Consider the following 22016-nt stretch of genomic DNA (forward strand, 5'->3'; position numbering starts at 1 on the left):
GGGGGAGGGTCGGGGTGAGGGTTACACCGCAGCCACCGCCACCCCCGCCCTTTCCACCACGTACCCCAGCAGCTCCCGCCCGAAGTCGGTCACGACGACGATCCTTGCCGGATCGATGGCGATGTTGTTGAGGTATTGCAGGCGCAGCAGGTCGCCGCTCTCCACCATCTCGGGATAGATCCCGCAGAACGAGAAGCCCAGCTCCTCCAGTTCCGGCACCAGGACCGCCGTGGCCGGGTCGGACAGCGGCAGGTCGAGGTAGACGCAATCCAGGTGCGACTGGCACATCTCGCGCATCCGCACGCGCACCAGATCGACCAGGTCGCGCCCGGCCCGCACGACGCCGAGCACCGCCCAGTTGTAGGACGCCCGCACCTCGACATCGACCTCGGAGCGCTCGGCAAGCTCCACCGCGCCGGGCTCGGCGAAGGCGCGCCCGACGCCGGCCCAGGCGTAGATCCGCTCGATCATCGCGCGGTGCGCGGCCGGCGGGTACACCGTGCGCACCGGCGCCGGGTTGAGCGCGATGTAGAACAGCACCGCCGTCTGGCGGTCGCTCGCCCCGCCCTGCCCGTCGATCTTCTTGAAGGACCGGTCGCCGGGGATGTAGGCCAGCAGGATGCCGGTCTCGTGCCCGCCCGACGCGAAGTTGGCCTTCTGCGAGTAGGGGTGGATCGTCACCGCCTCGCCGTACAGGCCGAGCAGCCCCTGCGCCTTGACCCGCCCGAAGGTCTCCGCCTTCAGGCGCTCGAACAGCTTGCGGCCGCGGAAGCGCGGATCGACGGCGCCCATGGAGACGTTGGCGACGCGGGCGTCCGGCGCGGTCTTCTTCAGGCCCTGGTGCCCGGCCACGGTGCCGTCCGGCGTCACCGCGACCACGGAGACCAGCAGCCCCTTCTCGATCAGGTCGCGCAGGCGCTCGGGGAAGTACACCACCTCGTGGTAGCTGTAGCCGTACACCGTGTACATGCAGCGGGCCAGCGCCACGCCGTCCTCCTCCGGCCGCAGCGGGCGGATCTCCAGCGGCGTGTCGGCGGGGGCGGCGGGGACCTCGCCGGCGGGCACGGCGATCTGGTGCAGCCCCGGCCCCTCCAGGTCCATCTCCGAGCGGTTGACGACGAACTCGATCCGCTTGCCCTGCTTACCCAGGTTGACGAAGCGGATCTCGTCGGTGAGCGAGCGCAGCAGCTGGATCGACAGGCTGGTGCTCTCCTCCGCCTGGGCGCGGGCCCAGTCGAAGGGCAGGCCCAGGTCGTGCACCGTCATGACGAAGCGCGCGCCCTCGCCGGACATGGACAGGTCGTAGGTGCCGTCGGCACGCCCTTCGAACGACTGCTCGATGACGACGATGGCGGCCTCCTCCGCCGCCAGTTCCAGCCGCTGCGCCTGCCGCGCATCGAAGCCGGCGGCCTGCGCGGTCTCCCGCACCAGGGCGCAGACGGCCGGGATCATCCGGCGGTCGGTGCTGACGGTCAGGCTGACCAGCAGGTGTGCCGCGTCGCTCATGGCGAGGTCTCCCGGACGGGGGTGAGCGGTCGTGCCGCGGCGCGGCGGCGCGTGCGGGCGTGCCAGAGGCAGAGGACGGCGGCGCCCGCCAGCAGCCCGGCGAGCACCACGTAGACGGCGCCCATGGCCTCCGTCATCGCCACCCGGGCGGCGGGCGGAACGGTGCCGACGGACAGGTCGGACAGCCGGCCGTGCGGCTCGACCGCCACGGCGACGGCCAGCGTCGACAGCGCGATGGCCGCGGCGTAGGTGAGCTGCCGGGTCAGCTGCATCAACCCCGACACCACGCCCAGGAGACCGTCGGGCAGCCCGGCGAACAGCAGCACGCGGTTCGGTGCGAAGAACACCCCAGCGGCCAGCCCGATCAGCAGCTGGCCCAGCGCCACCGCCGCCAGCGGCGCCGAGACGCCGAGGAAGACGTAGCCGATGGACACCGCCATCGCCAGCACCGCCCCGCCGGCCATCATCCAGGCGGCGTTGAACTTCTCGGCCAGGATGCCGGAGAACGGCGCGAGGATGCACATGGTGAGCGAGTACGGCGCCAGCGCCAGCCCCGCCTGCGCCGCGCCCACCCCGAGCACGCCCTGCAGGTAGAGCGGCAGCAGGATGCCGCTGGCCGCCAGCAGCGAGCAGAACAGCGCGATGGCCGCCAGCCCGACCGCCACGTTGCGGTGCCCGAACACGGCGAGCGGCAACAGCGGCGTCTCGGTCCGCCGCTCGACCGCCAGCAGCGCCAGCAGCGCCGCCGCCCCGCCGCCGAGCAGCCCCAGCACCTCCGCCGTCGCCGCCCGCTGCGCGCCCAGCCGTTGCAGCCCGACCAGCAGCCCGCACACGGCGAGCGCCAGCAGCGCCGAGCCGACCCAGTCGAAGCGGAACGCCTTGGCCGGCCCGTTGCGCGCCGGCAGCACCCTCAGCGCCAGCGCGACGGCGACCGCGCCGACCGGCAGGTTGACCAGGAACACCGAGCGCCAGCCGAACCCGTCGGTCAGCAGCCCGCCGACCAGGAAGCCCAGCGCCACGCCGCCGGCCAGGATGGTGGAGTTCAGCCCCAGCGCGAAGCCGCGCCGCCCGTCGGTGAAGGTGCTGGTGATGATGGCGTTGCCGTTGGCGACCAGACAGGCGCCGCCGACCGCCTGCAGCACCCGGCAGGCCAGCAGCCCCGGCAGCCCCGGAACGGTCGCCGAGCCGAGCGAGGCGGCGGTGAACAGCACGAAGCCGAACGTGAAGACGCGCGAGCGCCCCAGCAGGTCGCCCAGCCGTCCGGCGATCAGCACGACGACGGCGCTGACCAGATAGTAGATGGTGGCGACCCATTGCAGGGTGGACAGCGGGATGCCGGTGCCCACGGCCATGGACGGCAACGCGATGGCGACCATCGAGCCGTCCATGCTGGGCATCAGGTTGCCGAACTGGACCACCGCGAGAATCCACCACGGCCTGCCCCCGACCCAGACGCGCTCCCACCAGCCCTGCATGCGCCTCGTCCTCCCCCTATCGTTTTTGCGCCCGGGGGAGGATGCGGTCAAGCGTGTGGGAGTTGGAGGCGGATTGCCCCCTCCCCATCCCTCCCCCCGCTGACGCGGTGGAGGGGGCTGCCGACGATGCGGCGGAGTTCCCTCCACCTCGAAGAGGGGGAGGGCTAGGGAGGGGGCAAAGCCGCTACGCCATCTCCTCGGCGTAGTGGCACGCCACCAGCCGCTGGTCCACCTCGCGCAGCGCCGGCACGTCCACCGCGCAGTTCTCCCGCGCGTGCGGGCAGCGGCGGTGGAAGGGGCAGCCGGGCGGCGGGTTGAGCGGCGACGGCAGCTCGCCCTTCGGCACCACGCGCTCGGCGCGCAGCTCCGGGTTCACGCGCGGCGTCGCGGCCAGCAGGATGCGGGTGTAGGGGTGGCGCGGGCGGCTGAACAGCACGTCCTTCGACCCGTGCTCGACCGGGCGGCCGAGGTACATCACCATCACCTCGTCGGCGATGTGCCGCACCACGCTGAGGTCGTGGCTGATGAACAGGTAGGCGAGCTTCAGCTCCTCCTGCAGATCCATCATCAGGTTGAGCACCTGCGCCTGGATCGACACGTCGAGCGCGGAGACCGGCTCGTCCGCCACCACGACGCGCGGGTTCAGCATCAGCGCGCGGGCGATGGCGATGCGCTGGCGCTGACCGCCCGAGAACATGTGCGGGTAGCGGTCGATCTGGTCGGCGCGCAGGCCGACCTTCGCCATCATCGCCAGCGCCCGCTGGCGGCGCTCCGCCTTGGGCAGGTCGGTGTTGACCACCAGCGGCTCGGCCAGGATGGCGCCCACGGTCTTGCGCGGGTTCAGCGAGCCGTAGGGGTTCTGGAACACCATCTGCACGGTGCGCCGCAGCTCCTTCAGCTCGGCCGCCGAGCGGCCGACCACGTCGCGGCCGTCGTACAGCAGGTGGCCGGAGGTCGGCGGCTCGATCATGGTGACCGAGCGGGCCAGCGTCGACTTGCCGCAGCCGGACTCGCCGACCACCGCCAGCGTCTTGCCGGCCTGGAGCTGGAACGACACGCCGTCCAGCGCCCGCACGGTGGCGTGGCCCTTGAACATGCCGCGCTTCACCGAATAGTGCTTGCGCAGGTCGTTCGCCTCGAGCACCACCGGCGCGGATTCGGCGGCCGGCGTCGTCTCGATCTTGGAGTCGATGTGGATCATTCCGGCGCCCCCCACATGTCGCCGCCCAAGGGGTAATAGCAGCGCGCCTGCCCTTCCGGATCCGGGAACAGCGGCGGGCGCAGGTCGCGGCAGTCCTGACGGGCGAACCGGCAGCGCGGGTTGAACAGGCAGCCCTGCGGCCGGTCGCCGATGCCCGGCACCACGCCGGGGATGGTCGGCAGCCGGCGCTTGCCCAGCGCCCGCTCCGGCAGCGCGTCGAGCAGCGCGCCGGTGTAGGGGTGCTGCGGCCGCTCGAACAGGTCGTGCGCCCGCCGCTCCTCGACCTTCTGGCCGGCGTACATGACGATCACGCGGTGCGCCGTCTCCGCCACCACGCCCATGTCGTGCGTGATGAGGATCAGCGCCATCCCCCTGTCCTTCTGGAGCTGCACCAGCAGGTCGATGATCTGCTTCTGGATGGTGACGTCCAGCGCGGTGGTCGGCTCGTCGGCGATCAGCAGGCGCGGGTTGCAGGCGATCGCGATGGCGATCATCACGCGCTGGTTCATGCCGCCCGAGAGCTGGTGCGGGAAGGCCGACAGTCGGCTCTCCGGCGCCGGGATGCCGACCTGCTCCAGCAGTTCGATGGTGCGGCGCTTCAGCGCCTTGCCGGACAGCCCCTCGTGCACCTTGAGCGTCTCCATGATCTGGAAGCCCACGGTGAAGCAGGGGTTGAGGCTGGTCATCGGCTCCTGGAAGACCATGGCGACGTCCTTGCCGGTGATCTTCCGCCGCTGCGAGGCGGAGAGCGCGCGCAGGTCGCGGCCGGCGAAGCTCAGGCGGTCGGCCACCACGCGGCCGGGCGACGGGATCAGCCCCATCACCGCCAGCGAGGTCACCGACTTGCCCGAGCCGGACTCGCCGACGATGCCGACCACCTCGCCCTCGTCCACGGCGAGGTCGATGCCGTCCACCGCGCGGAAGGTGCCGGCGCGCGTCGTGAACTCGACGGACAGGTTCTGGATGTCGAGAAGCGGCATGGGATCAGCGTTTCAGCTTGGGGTCGAGGGCGTCGCGCAGCCCGTCGCCCAGGAGGTTGAAGGCCAGCACGGTGACGAGGATCGCCACGCCGGGCCACGTCACCACCCAGGAGGCGCGCTGCAGGAACTGGAGCGACGAGGCCAGCATGGTCCCCCACTCCGGCGTCGGCGGCTGCGCACCGAGGCCCAGGAAGCCCAGCGCGGCGGCGTCGAGGATGGCGGTGGAGAAGCCCAGCGTCGCCTGCACGATCAGCGGCGCCATGCAGTTCGGCAGCACGTTGACCAGCATCAGGCGCAGCGGCCCGGCCCCGGCGACGCGCGAGGCGATGACGTAGTCCTTGGACATCTCGGCCATCACCGCGGCGCGGGTCAGGCGGGCGTAGTGCGGCACCACCACCACCGAGACCGACAGCATGGCGTTGAACAGCCCCGGCCCGAGGATCGCCGCGACGACGATGGCGAGCAGCAGGCTGGGCAGCGCCAGCACGATGTCCATCAGGCGCATGATGGTGATGTCCACCATGCCGCCGAAGAAGCCCGACGCCATGCCGAGCGCCAGCCCGACCGCCAGCGACAGCGTCACCACGATGGCGCCGATCAGCAGCGACAGCCGCGCGCCGTGCATCAGGCGGGACAGCATGTCGCGGCCGATGTCGTCGGTGCCCAGCACGTGCGTCCACGACCCGCCGTCGTGCCAGACCGGCGGCACCAGGATGGCGTCGCGGTACTGCTCCAGCGGCGAGTGCGGCATCAGGAAGTCGGCGAACACCGCCAGGAAGACCAGGGCCACGATGACGACGAGGCCGATCACGGCGCCGGTGTTCTGGCGGAAATGGTACCAGAACTCCACCAGCGGGTGCGGCGGGGCGGAGGTGGTGATCGGCTCGATCACCGCGTTGGATTGCACGTCCATGGTCATGTCGTCACCGCCTTCCGGTCCCGGCGAACCCTTCCTTCTTCGTCATCCCCGCGAAGGCGGGGATCCATAACTTCCAAGGCGAACGGCTGCGGAACGTATGGATCCCCGCCTTCGCGGGGATGACGGCCATAAAAATGCCGATGAAGAATCGCCGTCATATCATCACCGCGCGTGCCGGATGCGGGGATTGAGGACGCCGTACAGCAGGTCGACCAGCAGGTTCACCGTCATCACCGTGGTCGCGATCAGCAGCACGCCGCCCTGCAGCGCCGGGTAGTCGCGGCGGTTGATCGATTCCACCAGCCACTTGCCGACGCCGGGCCAGGAGAAGATCGTCTCGGTCAGGATGGCGCCGCCCAGCAGCGTGCCGACCTGCAGGCCGATGACCGTCACCACCGGAATCAGCGCGTTGCGCAGCGCGTGCAGGCCGATGACGCGGCCCTCCGACAGGCCCTTGGCGCGGCCGGTGCGGATGTAGTCCTCGCCCAGCACCTCCAGCATGGCCGAGCGCGTCATGCGCGCGATCACCGCCAGCGGGATGGTGCCCAGCACGATGGCGGGCAGCACCAGATGCCGCAGCGCCGAGACGAAGGCGCCCTTCTCGCCGGAGATCCAGGTGTCGACCAGCATGAAGCCGGTCACCGGCTCGACGTAGTAAAGCAGGTCCAGCCGGCCCGACACCGGCGTCAGGCCGAGCTGCACCGAGAAGAACAGGATCAGCAGCAGGCCCCACCAGAAGATCGGCATGGAATAGCCGGTCAGGCTCAGCCCCATCACCCCGTGGTCGAACCACGAGCCGCGCTTCACCGCCGCGATGATGCCGGCCGGCAGGCCGACCAGAACGGCGAAGACGATGGCCGCCAGCCCCAGCTCCACGGTCGCCGGGAACAGCGTGAAGAACTCGTCCAGCACGGGATTCTGCGTGACGATGGAGGTGCCGAGGTCGCCCGACAGCACGTTGCCGATGTAGTCGGCGAACTGCTTCCACATCGGCTGGTCCAGGCCCATCTCGTGGCGCAGCTGGGCGAGCCGCTCGGGCGGGATGCCGCGCTCGCCGACGCGCACCTCGATGGGGTCGCCGGGCACCAGCCGGATCAGCAGGAAACTCAGGAACGTCACGCCGAGAAAGGTCGGGATGACCAGACTCGCCCGCGTCAGGATGAAGCGCAGCATGGCCGGAAACCAGGGTTGGAAATGCGACAAGGGGGCCAAAGCCCCCTTGCCGGTTGCGGGGACTTACGCCCCTGTGTGGCGAAAGTCCAGCAACAAAATTACCTTGCGTTCTACCCCTTCCGACGGCCTCTCCCGTTGCGCGGGAGGGGCCGTCCGCGAAGCAAAAAACGCGTCCTCACTGCTTCAGATCGACGTCCGGGTAGAAGTGGTGATGGCCAAACGGGTCCATCTTGTACCCGGTGACGTTCTTGTTCAGCGCCATGAAGACGATGGAGTGGGCCACCGGGAACCACGGCGCCTGCTCCTTGAAGATGACCTGCGCCTGTTCGTACAGCTTGGTGCGGGCGCCGACGTCGGTGGTGCGCTTGGCCTCCTGCACGAGGTCCTCGAACTCCTTGTAGCACCACTTGGAGAGGTTCGAGCCGCCGACTCGCGCCGCGTCGCAGCCCAGCAGCACGTTCAGGAAGTTGTCCGGATCGCCGTTGTCGCCGGTCCAGCCCATCATGCCCATCTGGTGCTCGCCGGCCTGCAGGCGCTTGCGGTACTCGCCCCACTCGTACTGCTTGATGCTGGCCTTGATGCCGAGCTTGGCGAGGTCGGCCTGCATCATCTCGGCCATGCGCTTGGCGTTCGGGTTGTAGGGGCGCTGCACCGGCATCGCCCACAGGTCGGTCTCGAAGCCGTTCGGGTAGCCGGCGTCGGCCAGCAGCTTCTTGGCCTTCTCCGGATCGAAGGGGTAGTCCTCGACCGAGTTGTTGTACGACCACATGGTCGGCGGGATCGGGTTCTTCGCCGGGGTGCCGGCGCCCTGGTAGACCGCGTCGACGATGGCCTTCTTGTCGATGGCCATGTTCAGCGCGCGGCGGACGCGGACGTCGTCGAACGGCTTCTTGGTGACGTTGAAGGCGAGGTAGCCGACGTTCAGCCCCTCCTTCTCCATCAGGTTGATGGAGGTGTCCTTCTTCATCGTGTCGATGTCGGCCGGGTTGGGGAACGGCACCACGTGGCACTCGCCCGCCTTCAGCTTGGCGTAGCGCACGGCGGCGTCCGGCGTGATGGCGAACACCAGGTTGTCGAGCGTGGCCTTGCCGCCCCAGTACTGGTCGAACGCCTTGTAGCGGATCACCGCGTCCTTCTGGTAGGCGACGAACTGGAACGGCCCGGTGCCGACCGGCACCTGGTCGATCTTCTCCGGCGTCTTCTTCTTCAGCAGCGAATCGCCGTACTCGGCCGACTGGATGGAGGCGAAGACCATGGCGAGGTTGGCGATGAACGGCGCCTCGACCTTGTTGAGGGTGAACTTGACCGTGTGGTCGTCCACCTTCTCGATCGACTTCAGCAGGTCGGGGAAGCCCATGTCCTTGAAGTAGTCGTACGCGCCGCCGGAGACCTTATGATACGGGTGGTCGGTCTTCCACTGGCGCTCGAACGAGAACAGCACGTCGTCGGCGTTGAAGTCGCGCGTCGGCTTGAAGTCGTTCGTGGAGTGCCACTTCACGCCCTGGCGCAGCTTGAAGGTGTAGACGAGGCCGTCCGGCGAGACCGTCCACGACTCGGCGAGCGCCGGAACGACCTTGGTGCCGCCGTGCTCGAACTGGACCAGACGGTTGTAGACGGGAATCGCCACGTCCATGCTGGTGCTGGTGGTGTTCAGCTGCGGGTTGAAATTCTCCGGACTGCCTTCCGAGCAGTAGACGAGCGTCTTGGCGGCATGCGCCGGCGCGGCGAGGGCGAGCGCGGCGGTCATGCAGAGACCGGCACCCAGCAGGATGCGCTTCATGGCAAGTGTCTCCCGTAACCCGGTTTGCGAGGCCGTGCGGCAGAGGCGCGGCGTATGGATTATCAAATCATTAGGCGTTGACACATCGAAGGTGTCAACTCGTGAGTGGGGGGTTTTCCAAAGGTCAGAGAAACGGGAGGCGCAGGCCGGGTTGAGCGGGCGGCGAAGCCCGACATGGCGGCCATACCGGACCGCGCCGGGCGTCGCTGCGCTCATCCCAACCTATGCACGTCCCGGTGTGCTAGAAGGCGTGCCGATTGATCGTTAAAGCCCCTCCCCCCTCGAGGGGGAGGGGCTTTAACTCCCCGCCCCCACGCACCCGGTTCCGCCATGCCCGAAGCGTCCCGACGCACCGCCCTGTACGCCTACACCCTGTTCGTTCTCGGCTCGGCGTTCATGGCCTCCAACGCCGTGATCGGGCGCGCCGCCGCGCAGGTGGTGCCGCCCGTCGGGCTGGCGTTCTGGCGCTGGCTGGTGGCGTTCCTGATCGTGCTGCCCTTCGCGTGGCGCGGGCTGGTGCGGCACCGCCGCGCGCTGCTGGCGGGGTGGCGGCGATTCCTGGCGCTGGGCGCGCTCGGCATGGGCGTGTGCGGCGCCGTCGTCTACATGGGGCTGCAGCACACCACGGCGACCAACGCCGGGCTGATCTACGCCACCAGCCCGGTGTTCATCCTCGCCATCTCGGCGGTCGCGCTGAAGGAGGCGGTGACGCCGCGGCAAATCGTCGGCATCGCGCTGGCGCTGGCCGGCGTGCTGGCCATCCTGACGCGCGGCGAACTGGCGGCGCTGCTGGGCTTCGCCTTCAACCGGGGCGACCTGCTGGTGCTGGCCGGCGCCGTCGCCTGGGCGGTGTACACGGTGCTGCTGCGCCGCAGCGGCGGCACGCCGCTGCCGGTGGTGACGCAGTTCGCCGCCAACGCCCTGTCCGGCGTGCTGGTGCTCGCCCCCTTCTACGCGTGGGAGACGCTGGGCGGCCATCCGGTGGTGCCGACCTGGGAGACCGCGGTGCGCATCCTCGGGGTGGCGCTGGTGGCCTCGGTGCTGGCGTTCCTGGCGTACCAGAAGACCATCGCGCTGCTGGGCCCGGCGCGGGCCGGGACGGCGCTGTACGTCTCGCCGGTGTGGGTGGCGCTGCTCGCCTGGGCGCTGCTGGGGGAGGGGCTGGAGCTGTTCCACCTCGCCGGGGTGGCGCTGATCTTCCCCGGCGTGCTGCTCGCCACCCTCCCCGCCTCCCCCCGCCCGGTCAGCCGAGCATCGGCAGCTTGAGCCCCTGCTCCTTCGCGCACCGCTTGGCGATGTCGTAGCCGGCGTCGGCGTGGCGCATGACGCCGGTGGCGGGATCGTTGGTCAGCACGCGCTCCAGCCGCTTCGCCGCCGCATCGGTGCCGTCGGCGACGATCACCATGCCGGCGTGCTGCGAATAGCCCATGCCCACCCCGCCGCCGTGGTGCAGCGACACCCAGGTCGCCCCCGAGGCGCAATTCAACAGCGCGTTCAGCAGCGGCCAGTCCGACACCGCGTCGGAGCCGTCCATCATCCCCTCGGTCTCGCGGTTGGGGCTGGCGACCGAGCCCGAATCCAGGTGGTCGCGGCCGATGACGATGGGCGCCTTCAGCTCGCCCTTCGCCACCATCTCGTTGAACGCCAGCCCGAGCCGCGCCCGGTCGCCCAGGCCGACCCAGCAGATGCGCGCCGGCAGGCCCTGGAAGGCGATGCGCTCGCCGGCCATGTCGAGCCAGCGGTGCAGGTGCGGGTCGTCGGGGATCAGTTCCTTCACCCGGGCGTCGGTGCGGCGGATGTCGTCCGGGTCGCCGGACAGCGCGGCCCAGCGGAACGGCCCGACGCCGCGGCAGAACAGCGGCCGGATGTAGGCCGGCACGAAGCCGGGGAAGGCGAAGGCGTCCTCGACGCCCATGTCCTTCGCCATCTGCCGGATGTTGTTGCCGTAGTCGAGCGTCGGCACGCCCATGCGGTGGAAGTCCAGCATGGCGCGCACGTGCACCGCCATGGACTCCTTGGCCGCCCGGACCACCCCGTCGGGGTCGGTGCGGCGCTTCGCCTCGTGCTCCTCCAGCGTCCAGCCGGCGGGCAGGTAGCCGTTCAGCGGGTCGTGCGCGCTGGTCTGGTCGGTCACCGCGTGCGGGCGCCAGCGCGGGTCGGCCGCCGCGCGCCTCGCCAGCTCCGGAAACACCTCGGCGGCGTTGCCCAGCAGGCCGACGGAGACCGCCTGGCCCTTCGCCTGCGCCTCCCACAGGATAGCCATGGCCTCGTCGAGGGTGGCGGCCTTGCGGTCGAGGTAGCGGGTCTCCAGCCGCCGCTCGATGCGCTGCGCCGAGCACTCGACGCCGAGCAGCGAGGCGCCAGCCATGGTGGCGGCCAGCGGCTGCGCCCCGCCCATGCCCCCCAGCCCGCCGGTGAGGATCCATTTGCCGGTCAGGTCGCCGCCGTAGTGCTGGCGCCCGACCTCGGCGAAGGTCTCGTAGGTGCCCTGCACGATGCCCTGGGAGCCGATGTAGATCCACGAGCCGGCCGTCATCTGGCCGTACATCATCAGCCCCTTGGCGTCGAGTTCGCGGAAATGCTCCCACGTCGCCCAGGCCGGCACGAGGTTGGAGTTGGCGATCAGCACGCGCGGCGCGTCGGCGTGGGTGCGGAAGACGCCGACCGGCTTGCCGGACTGCACCAGGAGGGTCTCGTCGTCCTCCAGGGTCTTCAACGCGTTGACGATGGCGTCGAAGCAGTCCCAGTTGCGCGCGGCACGGCCGATGCCGCCGTAAACCACCAGCTCGTCCGGGTTCTCCGCCACGTCCGGGTCGAGGTTGTTCATCAGCATGCGCAGCGGCGCCTCGGTCAGCCACGACTTGGCGGACAGCGCGGTCCCGCGCGGCGCCCGGATGACCCGGCGGTTGGCGGCGTCGGTCATGGTGGTCTCACTCCCTTTCGGTCTTTCGCAAACGATACCCCACTCACCCGCCCCGCACCACACGCCCCGCCCGGACCACAAGCGCACACGGGTTCAGCCCCAGCCAGTAACACAGCTCCGCCGGCCGCCCGATGTCCCAGGCGGCGAAGTCCGCCGCCTTGCCGACCTCCAGCGCGCCGTGCGTCGCCTGCAACCCCAGGGCCCGCGCCGCGTGGCGGGTGACGCCGGCCAGCGCCTCGGCGGGGGTCAGGCGGAACAGCGTGCAGGCCATGTTCAACATCAGCAGCAGCGACACCGCCGGCGAGGTGCCCGGGTTGCAGTCGGTCGCCACCGCCATCGGCACGCCGTGCCGGCGGAACAGCTCCACCGGCGGCAGCTTCGTCTCGCGCAGCAGGTAGAAGGCGCCGGGCAGCAGCATCGCCACCGTGCCCGCCGCCGCCATGGCGCGCACGCCCTCCTCCGACGTGTGCTCCAGGTGGTCGGCGGACAGCGCGCCGCAGCGCGCCGCCAGGGCCGCCCCGCCGCCGTCGGACAGCTGGTCGGCGTGCAGCTTCACCGGCAGGCCGAGCCGCCGCGCCGTGCCGAACACGCGCGCCGTCTGCTCCGGCGAGAAGGCGATGCGCTCGCAGAACGCGTCCACCGCGTCCACCAGCCCCTCGGCGGCCAGCGCCGGCAGGATCCCGTCGCACACAAGGTCGATGTAGGCGTCGGCGCGGCCGGCGAACTCCGGCGGCAGGGCGTGCGCGGCGAGACAGGTGGTGCGCACCGTCACCGGATACCGCTCGCCCAGCAGCCGGGCGGCGCGCAGCATCGCCCGCTCCGAGGCGAGGTCGAGGCCGTAGCCGGACTTCACCTCCACCACCGTCACGCCCTCGGCCAGCAGCCGCTCCAGCCGCGGGGCGGCCAGCTCCGCCAGCGTGCCGGCGTCGGCGGCGCGGGTCGCCGTGACGGTGGAGACGATGCCGCCACCGGCGCGCGCGATCTCCTCGTACGAGGCACCCTCCAGCCGCATCTCGAACTCGGCGGCGCGGTCGCCGCCGAACACCAGGTGCGTGTGCGCGTCGATCAGCCCCGGCGTCAGCCAGCGTCCGCCCAGGTCGTGCTCCTCGCCCGCCGCGCCGGGGGGCAGCTCGGCGCGCGGGCCGATCCAGGCGATGCGCCCGTCCGCCACCGCCACCGCGGCGTCGCGAATCACGCCGGCCGTCCCCCCAGCCGGACTCATGGTGGCGGCGTGTCCGTTGACCCACAGGCTGTCCCAGTCCATCCGCTCCTCCACAACCGCTGCCCAACAAGGATGGCGCGCCAGCGGGCGGTGAACAACCATCCGGAAATTCAACAATTCGATTAAAAACAAAAAGCAATCGACATCGCTAAAATTTCATATTAATTTAGTTATATGCCCTTACGGTATTTCCCAACCCCTTGAACGGAACGCTCCCATGTTCGGTTCGTTTGCACGCAACAGCCACGCCGCTCCCCCGGTCGCCGCTCCCTCCGCCCCCTCCATCGACGCCGCCGCGCTGGTCGCCACCGTGCGCGCGCTGGCCGAAGGCAGGTACACCGGGCTCGGCGCCGGGGCCGGCGAGCTGGCCGGGGCACTGGTCGCGCTGGCGGAATCGCTGGAGCGCCAGACCATGGACGAACTGCGCGGCATGGTCGACGTGTCGGTGAAGTGCGGCAGCGCGCTGGTGGCGGTGTCCAAGATGTCGCACGACGCCCGCCGGATCAGCGAGCAGACGCACGGCATCGCCGCCGCCGCGCAGCAGATGGTGACCTCGGTGTCCGAGATCGCGCGCGTCAGCGGCAACGCCTCGCAGGAGGCGATGCAGGTACGCGAGGCCGCCGGTGCGGGGCTGGCGGCGTCGGAGCGCGCGGTGGCCTCCATCGACCGCATCGCCGAGCGCGTGCAGGGCGCCATGGACAAGGTGGAGACGCTCTCCACGGCCTCGGTCAGCATCGGCGACATCGTCAAGGAGATCGAGGCGATCGCCAAGCAGACCAACCTGCTGGCGCTGAACGCGACCATCGAGGCGGCCCGCGCCGGGGAGGCGGGCAAGGGCTTCGCGGTGGTGGCCACGGAGGTGAAGAACCTCGCCAACCAGACCGCCCGCGCCACCGAGGACATCCGCCGCCGCATCGACGAGATCCGCACCGAGATGCAGGCGATGACCGCCTCGATGCAGCAGAGCTCGGACGCGGTGCGCGAGGGGCACGCGGTGATCGTCGACGCCGGCGGCCACATCCGCGAGGCCGGCCGGCAGATCGACGGCATCGCCCGGCAGATGGGCGACATCGCCGCCATCCTGACGCAGCAGCAGTCGGCCTCGCAGGAGGTGGCGCAGGGCACCCGCGTCATCGCCGACATGACCGGCCACACGGCCGACCAGATCGAGCTGCTGCTGCGGAACATGAACGCCGCCGACGACGCCATCGCCTCGGCGCTGGAGACGCTGGTGGCGCGCGACGTGCGCGGCAAGGTCGTGCAGATCGCCAAGGCCGACCACATCCGCTTCAAGAAGCGGATCTACGAGGCGCTGCTCGGCCGCACGAAGCTGGAGGCGGGACAGGTCGCCGACCACCACGGCTGCCGGCTGGGCAAGTGGTACGACGGCGTGACCGACGAGCGCATCCGCAACACCGCCCCCTTCCGCGCGCTGGAAGCCCCGCACGAGGCCTTCCACCGCCTTGGCAAGGAGGCGCTGGCCAAGCTGGGCCGCGGCGACCTCGACGGGGCGCTGCGCGACATCGACGAGGTCGAGCGGCTGTCGGGCGTGGTGCTCGGCCACCTCGACGATCTGGCGCGGGCCATCGGGTGAGATGTAGGGTGGGGGCCCAGCGCAGGAACACCCCCAGCCGCCCCCACCCCACGGCCCGCATGCCCCACACCGTCATCCTCTGCGCCGACGATTACGGCCTGTCGCCCGGCGTCGGCACCGCCATCCGCGACCTGATCGGGCGCGGGCGGCTCACCGCCACCTCCTGCATGACGGTCTGCCGCTTCTGGCCGGAGGAGGCGCCCAAGCTCAAGCCGCTGGCCAGCCGCGCCGACGTCGGCCTGCACCTGACGCTGACCGACCAGGCGCCGCTCGGGCCCATGCCGACGCTGGCGCCGCAGGGCCGGTTGCCGCCGCTGGGCGCGCTGATGCGTCTCGCCTACACCGGCGGCCTCGACGCGCGCGAGGTCGGCGCCGAGGTCGACCGGCAGGTCGCCGCCTTCGCCGACGCCTTCGGCGCGCCGCCCGCCTACATCGACGGGCACCAGCACGTGCACCAGCTGCCGGTGGTGCGCGACGCGGTGCTGGCGGCGCTGGCGCGGCTGCCCGGCGCCTACGTGCGGCTGTGCCGCGAGCCGCGGCTCGCCGTCCTGCGGCGCGGCGTGGCGGTGGCGAAGACGCTGCTGATCGCCGAGCTGGGCGGGCCGCTGGCGGCGCGGGTGCGGGCGGCGGGGATCCCGGCCAACCGCAGCTTCCGCGGCGTCTACGACTTCTCCGGCCGGGTGCCGTTCGGCGACCTGATGGCGCGTTTCCTGGAGCCCCCGGCGGAGCGCGCGCTGGTCATGGTGCACCCCGGCATCCCCGACGAGGCGCTGCGCGCCGCCGACCCGCTGGTCGACCAGCGCGCCGTGGAACACGAGTACCTGAAGGGCGACGCCTTCGCCGCCCTGCTGGCCGGCAAGGGCGTGCGCCTCGGCCGGTTCGCCGAGGCCTGACGCGGCCGGCGGCACGCGCCCATGGCATTCACCCTGCGGCTGTCCTACACTGCACCGCACCCCAGGCCCCGCGCAGGACCGCCATGCCGCTTTCCGGATCCCGCCCGCCCCACAAGCCCATGACGCAGCGCGCGCTGCGCGCGCGGCACGAGAGCGTGCAGGGGGCGGCCAACCGCTACCACGACCAGCGGCTGGGGGCGGAGGTCATCAACATCGTGGTCGGCGGCTGCGTCGTCTCCGACGACCCGGAGGTGATCATCACCACCACGCTGGGCTCCTGCGTCGCCGCCTGCGTGTTCGATCCCGTCGCGTGCATCGGCGGCATGAACCACTTCCTGCTGCCGGACTCCGGCACCGACAGGCTGTCGGTGTCCTCGCGCTACGGCAGCGCGGCGATGGAGCAGCTGATCAACCGCATGCTGTCCGTCACCGGCCGGCGCGACCGGCTGCGCGCCAAGGTGTTCGGCGGCGCCAGCGTCAACGCGATGAAGAGCGGCATCGGCCAGCGCAACGTCGAGTTCGTCATGGACTACCTGGCCACCGAAGGCATCCCGACCATGAGCTGGGACGTCGGCGGCGGCGCGGCGCGGGCGGTGCGCTTCTACCCGGCCAGCGGCCGCACGCAGCGCCGGCTGATCGGCGACGACCAGGCGCGCGACGTGCTGCGCAGCGAGGCCTCGTTCATGGAGCATCTGCGCTCCAGCGAGATCGACGGCGGGGTGGAGCTGTTCTGACCGCCATGCTTCTGCGAATCGCCACGTTCAACCTGGAAAGCCTCGACGACGAGGACGCCCCGCACTTCGCCCAGCGTATCGGGGTGCTGCGCCAACGCCTGGACCGCCTGAACGCCGACATCCTGTGCCTGCAGGAGGTCAACGCCCAGCGCTCCACCAAGAACGCGCCGCGCACGCTGCGCGCTCTGCGGGCGCTGCTGGAGGGCACGGGCTACGCCGGCTTCCACCTGGCCACCGGCACGGATCACCTCGCCGACCGCCACAACCTGGTGGTCGCCAGCCGCTGGCCGGTCGCCGAGTCGCGCCTGCTCAAGCACGACCTCGTGCCGCCGCCGGCCGTGCGCATGGTCACCGCAAACCCGCCGGCGGCGGGCGAGGAGCCGGTGTGCTGGGACCGTCCGGTGCTGCACGCCCGGATCGCGCTGCCCGGCGGACGGGACCTGCACGTCTTCGACCTGCACCTGAGGGCGCCCCTGGCCGCCCCGGTGCCGGGGCAGAAGAAGGCGGCGCTGTCCTGGTCGAGCGTCGGCGGCTGGGCCGAGGGTTTCTTCCTCGCCGCCATCAAGCGCGCCGGGCAGGCGCTGGAGACGCGGCTGGCGGTGGAGCGGGTGTTCGACGCCGACCCGCAGGCGCTGCTGGTGGTGGCCGGCGACTACAACGCCGAGGACCGGCAGACGCCGGTGCGCATCATCAGCGGCGACCTGGGCGACACCGGCAACGCCCCGCTGGCTGCGCGCGCGCTGGTGCCGCTGGAGCTGGCGGTGCCGGAGGAGAAGCGCTTCACCGTGCTGTACGAGGGGCAGGCGTCGATGCTCGACCACCTGCTGGTGTCGCGCGCGCTGCTCGGCTGGTTCCGGGCGGTCGAGGTGCACAACGAGCAGCTCGGCGGCGACCCGGAGACCGCGCTGGACAGCGACCACGCCCCGGTGGTGGCCGCGTTCGAGACGCCGGACTCCGTTGGACTTCCCGATCGATCCGGCGCATAATGGGTAATCTGGTTCTACCTTGAGTGTTATGGAGTCCAAAATGGACGTCAGCGGCAACTACGTCTCCGGCATGGCCGTGATCGGCATGCAGGTGGCCCAGCAGGTCGCGGCCAGCCAGGCCCAGGTCGTCTCCGCCGCGCTGCAGGGCGCCCAGCAGATCGCCGCCAACCCGCCGGCCCCGGCGCCGGCCGCCGCGCCCGGCCGCGTCGACATCACGGTCTGATCCTTCCCCGTTTCCCGGTTCGCGCACCGGACGCTGCACTCCAAAACGGAGGTCGGCACGCATGGGCATCGAGATCGCCGCGGGCGCCGCCACGCGCTCCACACCCTACGCTGTCGCCAAGCCGTCCGCCGACGCCAGGCCGGCGGTGCCGGCCGCAACCTCCGCCGCCGACACGGTCGTCCTGTCGCCGCAGGCGCAGGCGTTGAAGACGCTGCTGTCGGCAACCGGCACCGCCGCCCCGGTCGAGAAGACCGAGGCCGAGAAGAAGGCCGAAGAGGTCTTCATGGAGGCGGTGAAGACCTTCTTCGTCGAGACCATGGGCCTCGACAAGACCAAGGCCGGCAAGGTGCGCCTGAACAAGGAGGCGCTGCACTACATCCTGCGCAACACGGTGCTCGGCGCCCTCGCCCCGCCGAGCCTGCTGAAGGAACAGGGGATCGACTTCGCGCAGCGCCCGCCGCAGCGCGGCGGCCCGCTGGCCGAGATCACCATCGAAGGCAAGGAGAAGGTCACCGTCGACGGCGGGAAGGAGAAGCGGGAGAAGGAACCGGCCCTGGCGCGCGTCATGTTCGATCCCGCCGCCATGGAGGAGCTGGCCCGCGCGCCGAAGAAGGCGAAGGACACGGACCGCGACGGCTTCTTCACACCGCTCGACCTGATGCCCGCCACCCGCGAGGTGGAGACCGGCAAGCGCATCGACAACGGCCCCCGCTTCGAGGAGGCGGACGAACGCTTCGCCAAGGAGGACGACAAGGCCTCCATCCAGCTCGGCCTGGGCGTCAAGCGCGCCACGATGACGGACGGGCAGAACCGCCCCTTCTTCATGGCCCGCCTGCGCGGCGACGTGGACAAGCCGCTGGAGGCGACGGCGCACATGTGCTTCGGCCTGCTGCAGTTCGCCCGCGGCGCGACGCTGTAGCCCGCGCAACCCTTTGGCAAGGTTTGCGCCGCCACACTGAGGCCGCCGCCGGGGAGGGCGGACGGCCATGAAGATGCACTACCGCGTCGGCGACGCGCTGTTCCGCGAGGGCGATCCCAGCGACTTCGCGTGCCGCATCCTGGAGGGGCGGGTGTCGGTGGTGAAGGAGTCGCAGGGCTCCCCCGTCGTGCTGGGCGAGATCGCCGCGGGCGCCATCGTCGGCGAGATGGGCGTGCTGGAGCACAAGCCGCGCAGCGCCACCGTCCGCGCCGTCACCGAGGTGCTGGTGGAGGTCATCCCCGCCGACGCCTTCCTGCCGACCATCAGCGCCGACCCGGACACCGCGCACGCCCTGATGCTGCGCCTCAGCGAGCGCGTGCGCACCCTCAGCGACGAGGTGGCGCGGCTGCGCAACGCGTCGGGCGAGCCGGGCGCCGTCGCCGGGCTGCCGGTACCGGCGCCGGACGCGCCGCCGGTCAACCCGGTGACCGAGCGCAAGATCGCCAGCTACGTGCACTCGGCGCGGCTGACCATGGGGGTGCGCGACATCGGCATCCGCATGAGGGGCATGCCGGAGTCGCAGACGGTGTGGATCGACGCCCTGCCCTTCCGCGTCGGCCGCACGCCCGACGGCTGGGCCGCGGCGACGCGCGACCGCGCCTCGCTGCGCCTGCCGGACGTCGCCCCGCACCGGCTGTCGCCGAACCACTTCGTGATCGACCGCGACGACCGCCTGGGGCTGGTGGTGCGCGACGTCGGCAGCGAGCTGGGGACCACGGTCAACGGCCAGTACATAGGCGGCATCTTCGCCAAGGACGCGATGCACCTGCAGAGCGGCACCAACACCGTGGTCGCCGGCGGCCGCGATTCGCCGTTCGTGTTCGAGGTGCTGGTGCAGGGGTAGGACCGATGCCCATCGCGACGACCTGCTGGCCAATTGGCAGCGCGCCCGTCAGGGCGAGCCGTTGAAGAAGATCGAGGGGACCACGTGATGCGCAGCATCGCCCACGCCAAAGCCCGCGACGACCTCACCGTGGAAATCGACTGGTGCGAGGGCGGGCGCGACGTCGTGGACCTGCGGCCGGTGGCGGCGCGCGGCGGCGTGTTCGCGGCGTTGGCCGACCCGGCGTTCTTCGTCGCCGCCATGACGGTCGAGAATGGCGGCTACGGCCTCGTGTGGCCTCGCACGCCCGCCACGGATGACGAGGTCGGGGGCATCGACATCAGCGCCGACAGCCTGTGGTACCGGGCGCATCCCGAGGAATGGCGGAAGGACTACGGCCCGCTGGACAGCGCGGCCGATTGAGCGGCGCGTCACACCGCCTCGACCTCGTCCAGTTCCAGGATCCGGAAGCCGTAGCGCCCGTCGCCGTGGTCGGCGACGTCGTAGCACAGCGTCTTGTCCACCCGGTTGTCGGGGTGGAAGGTCAGGACGCGGGGCTTCAGCGTGGCGATCTCGGTGGGCTGGCAGTACCAGGAGGCGGCGATGATGATCTCGTCGCCGATCTGGCAGGTGCGCGCCGCCGAGCCGTTCAGCACGCAGGCGCGCGAACCGCGCTCGCCGTAGATCACGTAGGTGCTGATCCGCGCGCCGGAGTTCTTGTTCCAGATCTCCACGAACTCCAGCGGCAGGATGCCCACCGCCTCGCACTGCTCGGGGTCGAGCGTGATCGAGCCCTGGTAGTTCAGGTTCGCGTCGGTGACGCGGATCCCGTGAAGCTTGGCCCGCACGACCTTGATCATGTTCGCCCCCGCGATAATCGACGGGGCGATATACGCGCAACCGGGGCGCCGCCGTCAAGGACAAGCGGCGCCCCGGCCGTATCACATCCCCGGATAGTTCGGGCCGCCGCCGCCCTCGGGGACGACCCAGTTGATGTTCTGGGTCGGGTCCTTGATGTCGCAGGTCTTGCAGTGCACGCAGTTCTGCGCGTTGATCTGCAGGCGCGGGTTGGTGCCGTCCTCGTTGCGCACGATCTCGTACACCCCGGCCGGGCAGTAGCGCGTCTCCGGCGCGTCGTACAGCGCCAGGTTGACCCGGATCGGCGTCTCCGAATCCTTCAGCGTCAGGTGCGCCGGCTGGTCTTCCTCGTGGTTGGTGTTCGACAGGTACACCGAGGACAGCCGGTCGAAGCTCACCTTGCCGTCCGGCTTCGGGTAGGCGATCGGCGCCGCCTCGCTCGCCTTCTTCAGCGTGGCGTGGTCGGCGTGCTTGTGGTGCAGCGTCCACGGCGACTTGCCGCCGATGGCCGTCTCGTACGCCGCGTTCGCCAGACCCGCCCACAGCCCCTTCTGGAAGCCGGGACGGATGTTGCGCACCCGGTACAACTCGTCCCACACCCAGGACTGCTTGAGGCGCGCCGGGTACTCCGTCACTTCGCGCCCGTTGCTGCCGCCGCTCAGGTGCTCGAACACGGCCTCGGCCGCGACGATGCCCGACTTCATGGCGGTGTGGTTGCCCTTGATCTTCGGCACGTTCAGGAAGCCGGCCGTGTCGCCGACCAGCAGGCCGCCCGGGAAGGTCAGCTTCGGGATCGACTGGAAGCCGCCCTCGCTCAGCGCGCGGGCGCCGTAGGCGATGCGCCGGCCGCCCTCGAAGGTCGGGCGGATCGCCGGGTGCGTCTTGTAGCGCTGGAACTCCTCGAACGGGCTCAGGTGCGGGTTGTCGTAGTCCAGGCCGATCACGAAGCCGACCGACACCAGATTGTCCGCGAGGTGGTAGAGGAACGAGCCGCCGTAGGTCTTCGGGTTCATCGGCCAGCCGATGGTGTGCTCGATCAGGCCGGGGTTGGACTTGGCGGGATCGATCTCCCACAGCTCCTTGATGCCGATGCCGTAGGTCTGCGGATCGACACCGTCGCGCAGGTTGAAGCGCGCCATCAGTGTCTTGGTCAGCGAGCCGCGGCAGCCCTCAGCGAAGATGGTCTGCTTGGCGTGCAGCTCGACGCCCGGGGTGTAGTTGCCGGTGGGCTGGCCGTCCTTGCCGATGCCCATGTCGCCGGTGGCGACACCCTTCACCGCCCCGCTGTCGTCGTAGAGCACTTCCGCGCCGGCGAAGCCGGCGTAGATCTCGACGCCCAGCTCCTCGGCCTGCTGGCCGAGCCAGCGGCCGAGGTTGCCGAGGCTGATGATGAAGTTGCCGGCGTTGTGCATCTGCGGCGGCGTGGGCAGGCGGAACGCCTTGGTCTCGGTGAGGAAGAGGAAGCGGTCTTCCTTGGCCGGGGTGTTGAGCGGAGCCCCCTTGTCGCGCCAGTCGGGGATCAGCTCATCGAGCGCGTGCGGCTCGAACACCGCGCCGGAGAGCAGGTGCGCCCCCACCTCCGAGCCCTTCTCGATGACGCAGACCGACAGCTCCTGCCCGGCCTCGTTCGCCAGCTGCTTCAGACGGATGGCGGCGGACAGGCCGGACGGACCCGCGCCCACGACCAGAACGTCGTATTCCATCACCTCGCGCGGTTCGCGCTCCATGCTTGCCTCCCGAATTTCTT

The 22016-nt window shown here is 70.7% G+C and carries 20 protein-coding genes; 9 read left to right on the forward strand and 11 right to left on the reverse strand.

Going from position 1 to position 22016, the window contains the following annotated elements; all coding sequences use genetic code 11:
• Positions 1-21 precede the first annotated feature (21 nt).
• The 7 genes from ACRWK7_RS22845 to ACRWK7_RS22875 all read right to left on the reverse strand — a co-directional run bounded on the left by ACRWK7_RS22845 (position 22) and on the right by ACRWK7_RS22875 (position 9034).
• The gene (locus ACRWK7_RS22845; RefSeq protein WP_431858610.1) at positions 22-1506 is read right to left on the reverse strand and encodes an ATP-binding protein; all 1485 of its coding nucleotides are present in this window, start codon (positions 1504-1506) and stop codon (positions 22-24) included.
• Positions 1503-2981: an MFS transporter gene (locus ACRWK7_RS22850; RefSeq protein WP_431858611.1), complete on the reverse strand. Its 1479-nt coding sequence runs from the start codon at positions 2979-2981 to the stop codon at positions 1503-1505. The genes ACRWK7_RS22845 and ACRWK7_RS22850 overlap by 4 nt, the downstream gene beginning before the upstream one ends.
• Before the next feature lie 184 nt (positions 2982-3165).
• Positions 3166-4182: a peptide ABC transporter ATP-binding protein gene (locus ACRWK7_RS22855; RefSeq protein WP_431858612.1), complete on the reverse strand. Its 1017-nt coding sequence runs from the start codon at positions 4180-4182 to the stop codon at positions 3166-3168.
• Positions 4179-5162, reverse strand: coding sequence for an ABC transporter ATP-binding protein (locus ACRWK7_RS22860; RefSeq protein WP_431858613.1), 984 nt, complete (start codon positions 5160-5162; stop codon positions 4179-4181). Before ACRWK7_RS22860 ends, ACRWK7_RS22855 begins: the two co-directional genes overlap by 4 nt.
• Positions 5163-5166: 4 nt before the next feature.
• Positions 5167-6081, reverse strand: coding sequence for an ABC transporter permease subunit (locus ACRWK7_RS22865; RefSeq protein ID WP_431858614.1), 915 nt, complete (start codon positions 6079-6081; stop codon positions 5167-5169).
• 162 nt (positions 6082-6243) lie between these two features.
• On the reverse strand, positions 6244-7254 hold the full coding sequence (locus ACRWK7_RS22870) for an ABC transporter permease subunit (RefSeq protein ID WP_431858615.1): 1011 nt from the start codon (positions 7252-7254) through the stop codon (positions 6244-6246).
• Positions 7255-7429: 175 nt separating this feature from the next.
• Positions 7430-9034, reverse strand: coding sequence for an ABC transporter substrate-binding protein (locus ACRWK7_RS22875; RefSeq protein WP_431858616.1), 1605 nt, complete (start codon positions 9032-9034; stop codon positions 7430-7432).
• Between the two features lie 330 nt (positions 9035-9364).
• On the opposite strand from ACRWK7_RS22875, the gene ACRWK7_RS22880 reads away from it, so the two are divergent.
• Complete coding sequence (locus ACRWK7_RS22880; RefSeq protein ID WP_431858617.1) at positions 9365-10300, forward strand: DMT family transporter; 936 nt, start codon at positions 9365-9367, stop codon at positions 10298-10300.
• Here ACRWK7_RS22880 and hutU read toward each other — a convergent pair.
• Positions 10278-11957: a urocanate hydratase gene (hutU, locus tag ACRWK7_RS22885; protein WP_431858618.1), complete on the reverse strand. Its 1680-nt coding sequence runs from the start codon at positions 11955-11957 to the stop codon at positions 10278-10280. The genes ACRWK7_RS22880 and hutU overlap by 23 nt on opposite strands.
• A 43-nt stretch (positions 11958-12000) precedes the next feature.
• The gene (hutI, locus tag ACRWK7_RS22890; RefSeq protein WP_431858619.1) at positions 12001-13221 is read right to left on the reverse strand and encodes an imidazolonepropionase; all 1221 of its coding nucleotides are present in this window, start codon (positions 13219-13221) and stop codon (positions 12001-12003) included.
• 175 nt (positions 13222-13396) lie between these two features.
• Between hutI and ACRWK7_RS22895 the strand changes: the two genes are divergently transcribed.
• The 8 genes from ACRWK7_RS22895 (at position 13397) to ACRWK7_RS22930 (ending at position 19834) form a co-directional block, all read left to right on the forward strand.
• Positions 13397-14773 carry a methyl-accepting chemotaxis protein gene (locus tag ACRWK7_RS22895; RefSeq protein ID WP_431858620.1) on the forward strand — a complete coding sequence of 459 codons (1377 nt, stop codon included), beginning with the start codon at positions 13397-13399 and terminating at the stop codon, positions 14771-14773.
• 59 nt (positions 14774-14832) lie between these two features.
• On the forward strand, positions 14833-15666 hold the full coding sequence (locus ACRWK7_RS22900) for a ChbG/HpnK family deacetylase (RefSeq protein WP_431858621.1): 834 nt from the start codon (positions 14833-14835) through the stop codon (positions 15664-15666).
• An 83-nt stretch (positions 15667-15749) separates the two neighbouring features.
• Positions 15750-16400 carry a chemotaxis protein gene (locus ACRWK7_RS22905; RefSeq protein ID WP_431858622.1) on the forward strand — a complete coding sequence of 217 codons (651 nt, stop codon included), beginning with the start codon at positions 15750-15752 and terminating at the stop codon, positions 16398-16400.
• A gap of 5 nt (positions 16401-16405) precedes the next feature.
• Positions 16406-17386, forward strand: a complete 981-nt coding sequence (locus ACRWK7_RS22910) for an endonuclease/exonuclease/phosphatase family protein (protein ID WP_431858623.1) — start codon at positions 16406-16408, stop codon at positions 17384-17386.
• A 40-nt stretch (positions 17387-17426) separates the two neighbouring features.
• The gene (locus tag ACRWK7_RS22915; protein WP_431858624.1) at positions 17427-17609 is read left to right on the forward strand and encodes a hypothetical protein; all 183 of its coding nucleotides are present in this window, start codon (positions 17427-17429) and stop codon (positions 17607-17609) included.
• 61 nt (positions 17610-17670) lie between these two features.
• Entirely contained in the window at positions 17671-18528 is an 858-nt protein-coding gene (locus tag ACRWK7_RS22920; RefSeq protein WP_431858625.1) for a hypothetical protein, read from the forward strand.
• Between the two features lie 67 nt (positions 18529-18595).
• Entirely contained in the window at positions 18596-19432 is an 837-nt protein-coding gene (locus ACRWK7_RS22925) for a cyclic nucleotide-binding domain-containing protein (RefSeq protein WP_431858626.1), read from the forward strand.
• 87 nt (positions 19433-19519) lie between these two features.
• Positions 19520-19834 (forward strand): DUF2442 domain-containing protein, encoded by a 315-nt coding sequence (locus ACRWK7_RS22930; RefSeq protein WP_431858627.1) that lies wholly within the window; start codon positions 19520-19522, stop codon positions 19832-19834.
• A gap of 8 nt (positions 19835-19842) precedes the next feature.
• Here ACRWK7_RS22930 and panD read toward each other — a convergent pair whose 3' ends face one another.
• Positions 19843-20271 carry an aspartate 1-decarboxylase gene (gene panD, locus ACRWK7_RS22935; RefSeq protein WP_431858628.1) on the reverse strand — a complete coding sequence of 143 codons (429 nt, stop codon included), beginning with the start codon at positions 20269-20271 and terminating at the stop codon, positions 19843-19845.
• An 81-nt stretch (positions 20272-20352) separates the two neighbouring features.
• The gene (locus tag ACRWK7_RS22940; protein WP_431858634.1) at positions 20353-22011 is read right to left on the reverse strand and encodes an electron transfer flavoprotein-ubiquinone oxidoreductase; all 1659 of its coding nucleotides are present in this window, start codon (positions 22009-22011) and stop codon (positions 20353-20355) included.
• Between the last annotated feature and the right edge of the window lie 5 nt (positions 22012-22016).

The organism is Azospirillum sp., from assembly GCF_050789165.1.

Excerpts from the sequence above, each read along its gene's own strand:
- ACRWK7_RS22900 (WP_431858621.1), top strand. The coding sequence starts at position 14,833 with ATGCCCCACACCGTCATCCTCTGCGCCGACGATTACGGCCTGTCGCCC.
- ACRWK7_RS22875 (WP_431858616.1), bottom strand. The coding sequence starts at position 9,034 with ATGAAGCGCATCCTGCTGGGTGCCGGTCTCTGCATGACCGCCGCGCTC.
- ACRWK7_RS22895 (WP_431858620.1), top strand. The coding sequence starts at position 13,397 with ATGTTCGGTTCGTTTGCACGCAACAGCCACGCCGCTCCCCCGGTCGCC.
- ACRWK7_RS22905 (WP_431858622.1), top strand. The coding sequence starts at position 15,750 with ATGCCGCTTTCCGGATCCCGCCCGCCCCACAAGCCCATGACGCAGCGC.
- ACRWK7_RS22870 (WP_431858615.1), bottom strand. The coding sequence starts at position 7,254 with ATGCTGCGCTTCATCCTGACGCGGGCGAGTCTGGTCATCCCGACCTTT.
- ACRWK7_RS22925 (WP_431858626.1), top strand. The coding sequence starts at position 18,596 with ATGAAGATGCACTACCGCGTCGGCGACGCGCTGTTCCGCGAGGGCGAT.
- panD (WP_431858628.1), bottom strand. The coding sequence starts at position 20,271 with ATGATCAAGGTCGTGCGGGCCAAGCTTCACGGGATCCGCGTCACCGAC.
- hutI (WP_431858619.1), bottom strand. The coding sequence starts at position 13,221 with ATGGACTGGGACAGCCTGTGGGTCAACGGACACGCCGCCACCATGAGT.
- ACRWK7_RS22865 (WP_431858614.1), bottom strand. The coding sequence starts at position 6,081 with ATGACCATGGACGTGCAATCCAACGCGGTGATCGAGCCGATCACCACC.
- ACRWK7_RS22845 (WP_431858610.1), bottom strand. The coding sequence starts at position 1,506 with ATGAGCGACGCGGCACACCTGCTGGTCAGCCTGACCGTCAGCACCGAC.
- ACRWK7_RS22860 (WP_431858613.1), bottom strand. The coding sequence starts at position 5,162 with ATGCCGCTTCTCGACATCCAGAACCTGTCCGTCGAGTTCACGACGCGC.
- ACRWK7_RS22910 (WP_431858623.1), top strand. The coding sequence starts at position 16,406 with ATGCTTCTGCGAATCGCCACGTTCAACCTGGAAAGCCTCGACGACGAG.
- ACRWK7_RS22850 (WP_431858611.1), bottom strand. The coding sequence starts at position 2,981 with ATGCAGGGCTGGTGGGAGCGCGTCTGGGTCGGGGGCAGGCCGTGGTGG.
- hutU (WP_431858618.1), bottom strand. The coding sequence starts at position 11,957 with ATGACCGACGCCGCCAACCGCCGGGTCATCCGGGCGCCGCGCGGGACC.
- ACRWK7_RS22880 (WP_431858617.1), top strand. The coding sequence starts at position 9,365 with ATGCCCGAAGCGTCCCGACGCACCGCCCTGTACGCCTACACCCTGTTC.
- ACRWK7_RS22930 (WP_431858627.1), top strand. The coding sequence starts at position 19,520 with ATGCGCAGCATCGCCCACGCCAAAGCCCGCGACGACCTCACCGTGGAA.
- ACRWK7_RS22920 (WP_431858625.1), top strand. The coding sequence starts at position 17,671 with ATGGGCATCGAGATCGCCGCGGGCGCCGCCACGCGCTCCACACCCTAC.
- ACRWK7_RS22855 (WP_431858612.1), bottom strand. The coding sequence starts at position 4,182 with ATGATCCACATCGACTCCAAGATCGAGACGACGCCGGCCGCCGAATCC.
- ACRWK7_RS22915 (WP_431858624.1), top strand. The coding sequence starts at position 17,427 with ATGGACGTCAGCGGCAACTACGTCTCCGGCATGGCCGTGATCGGCATG.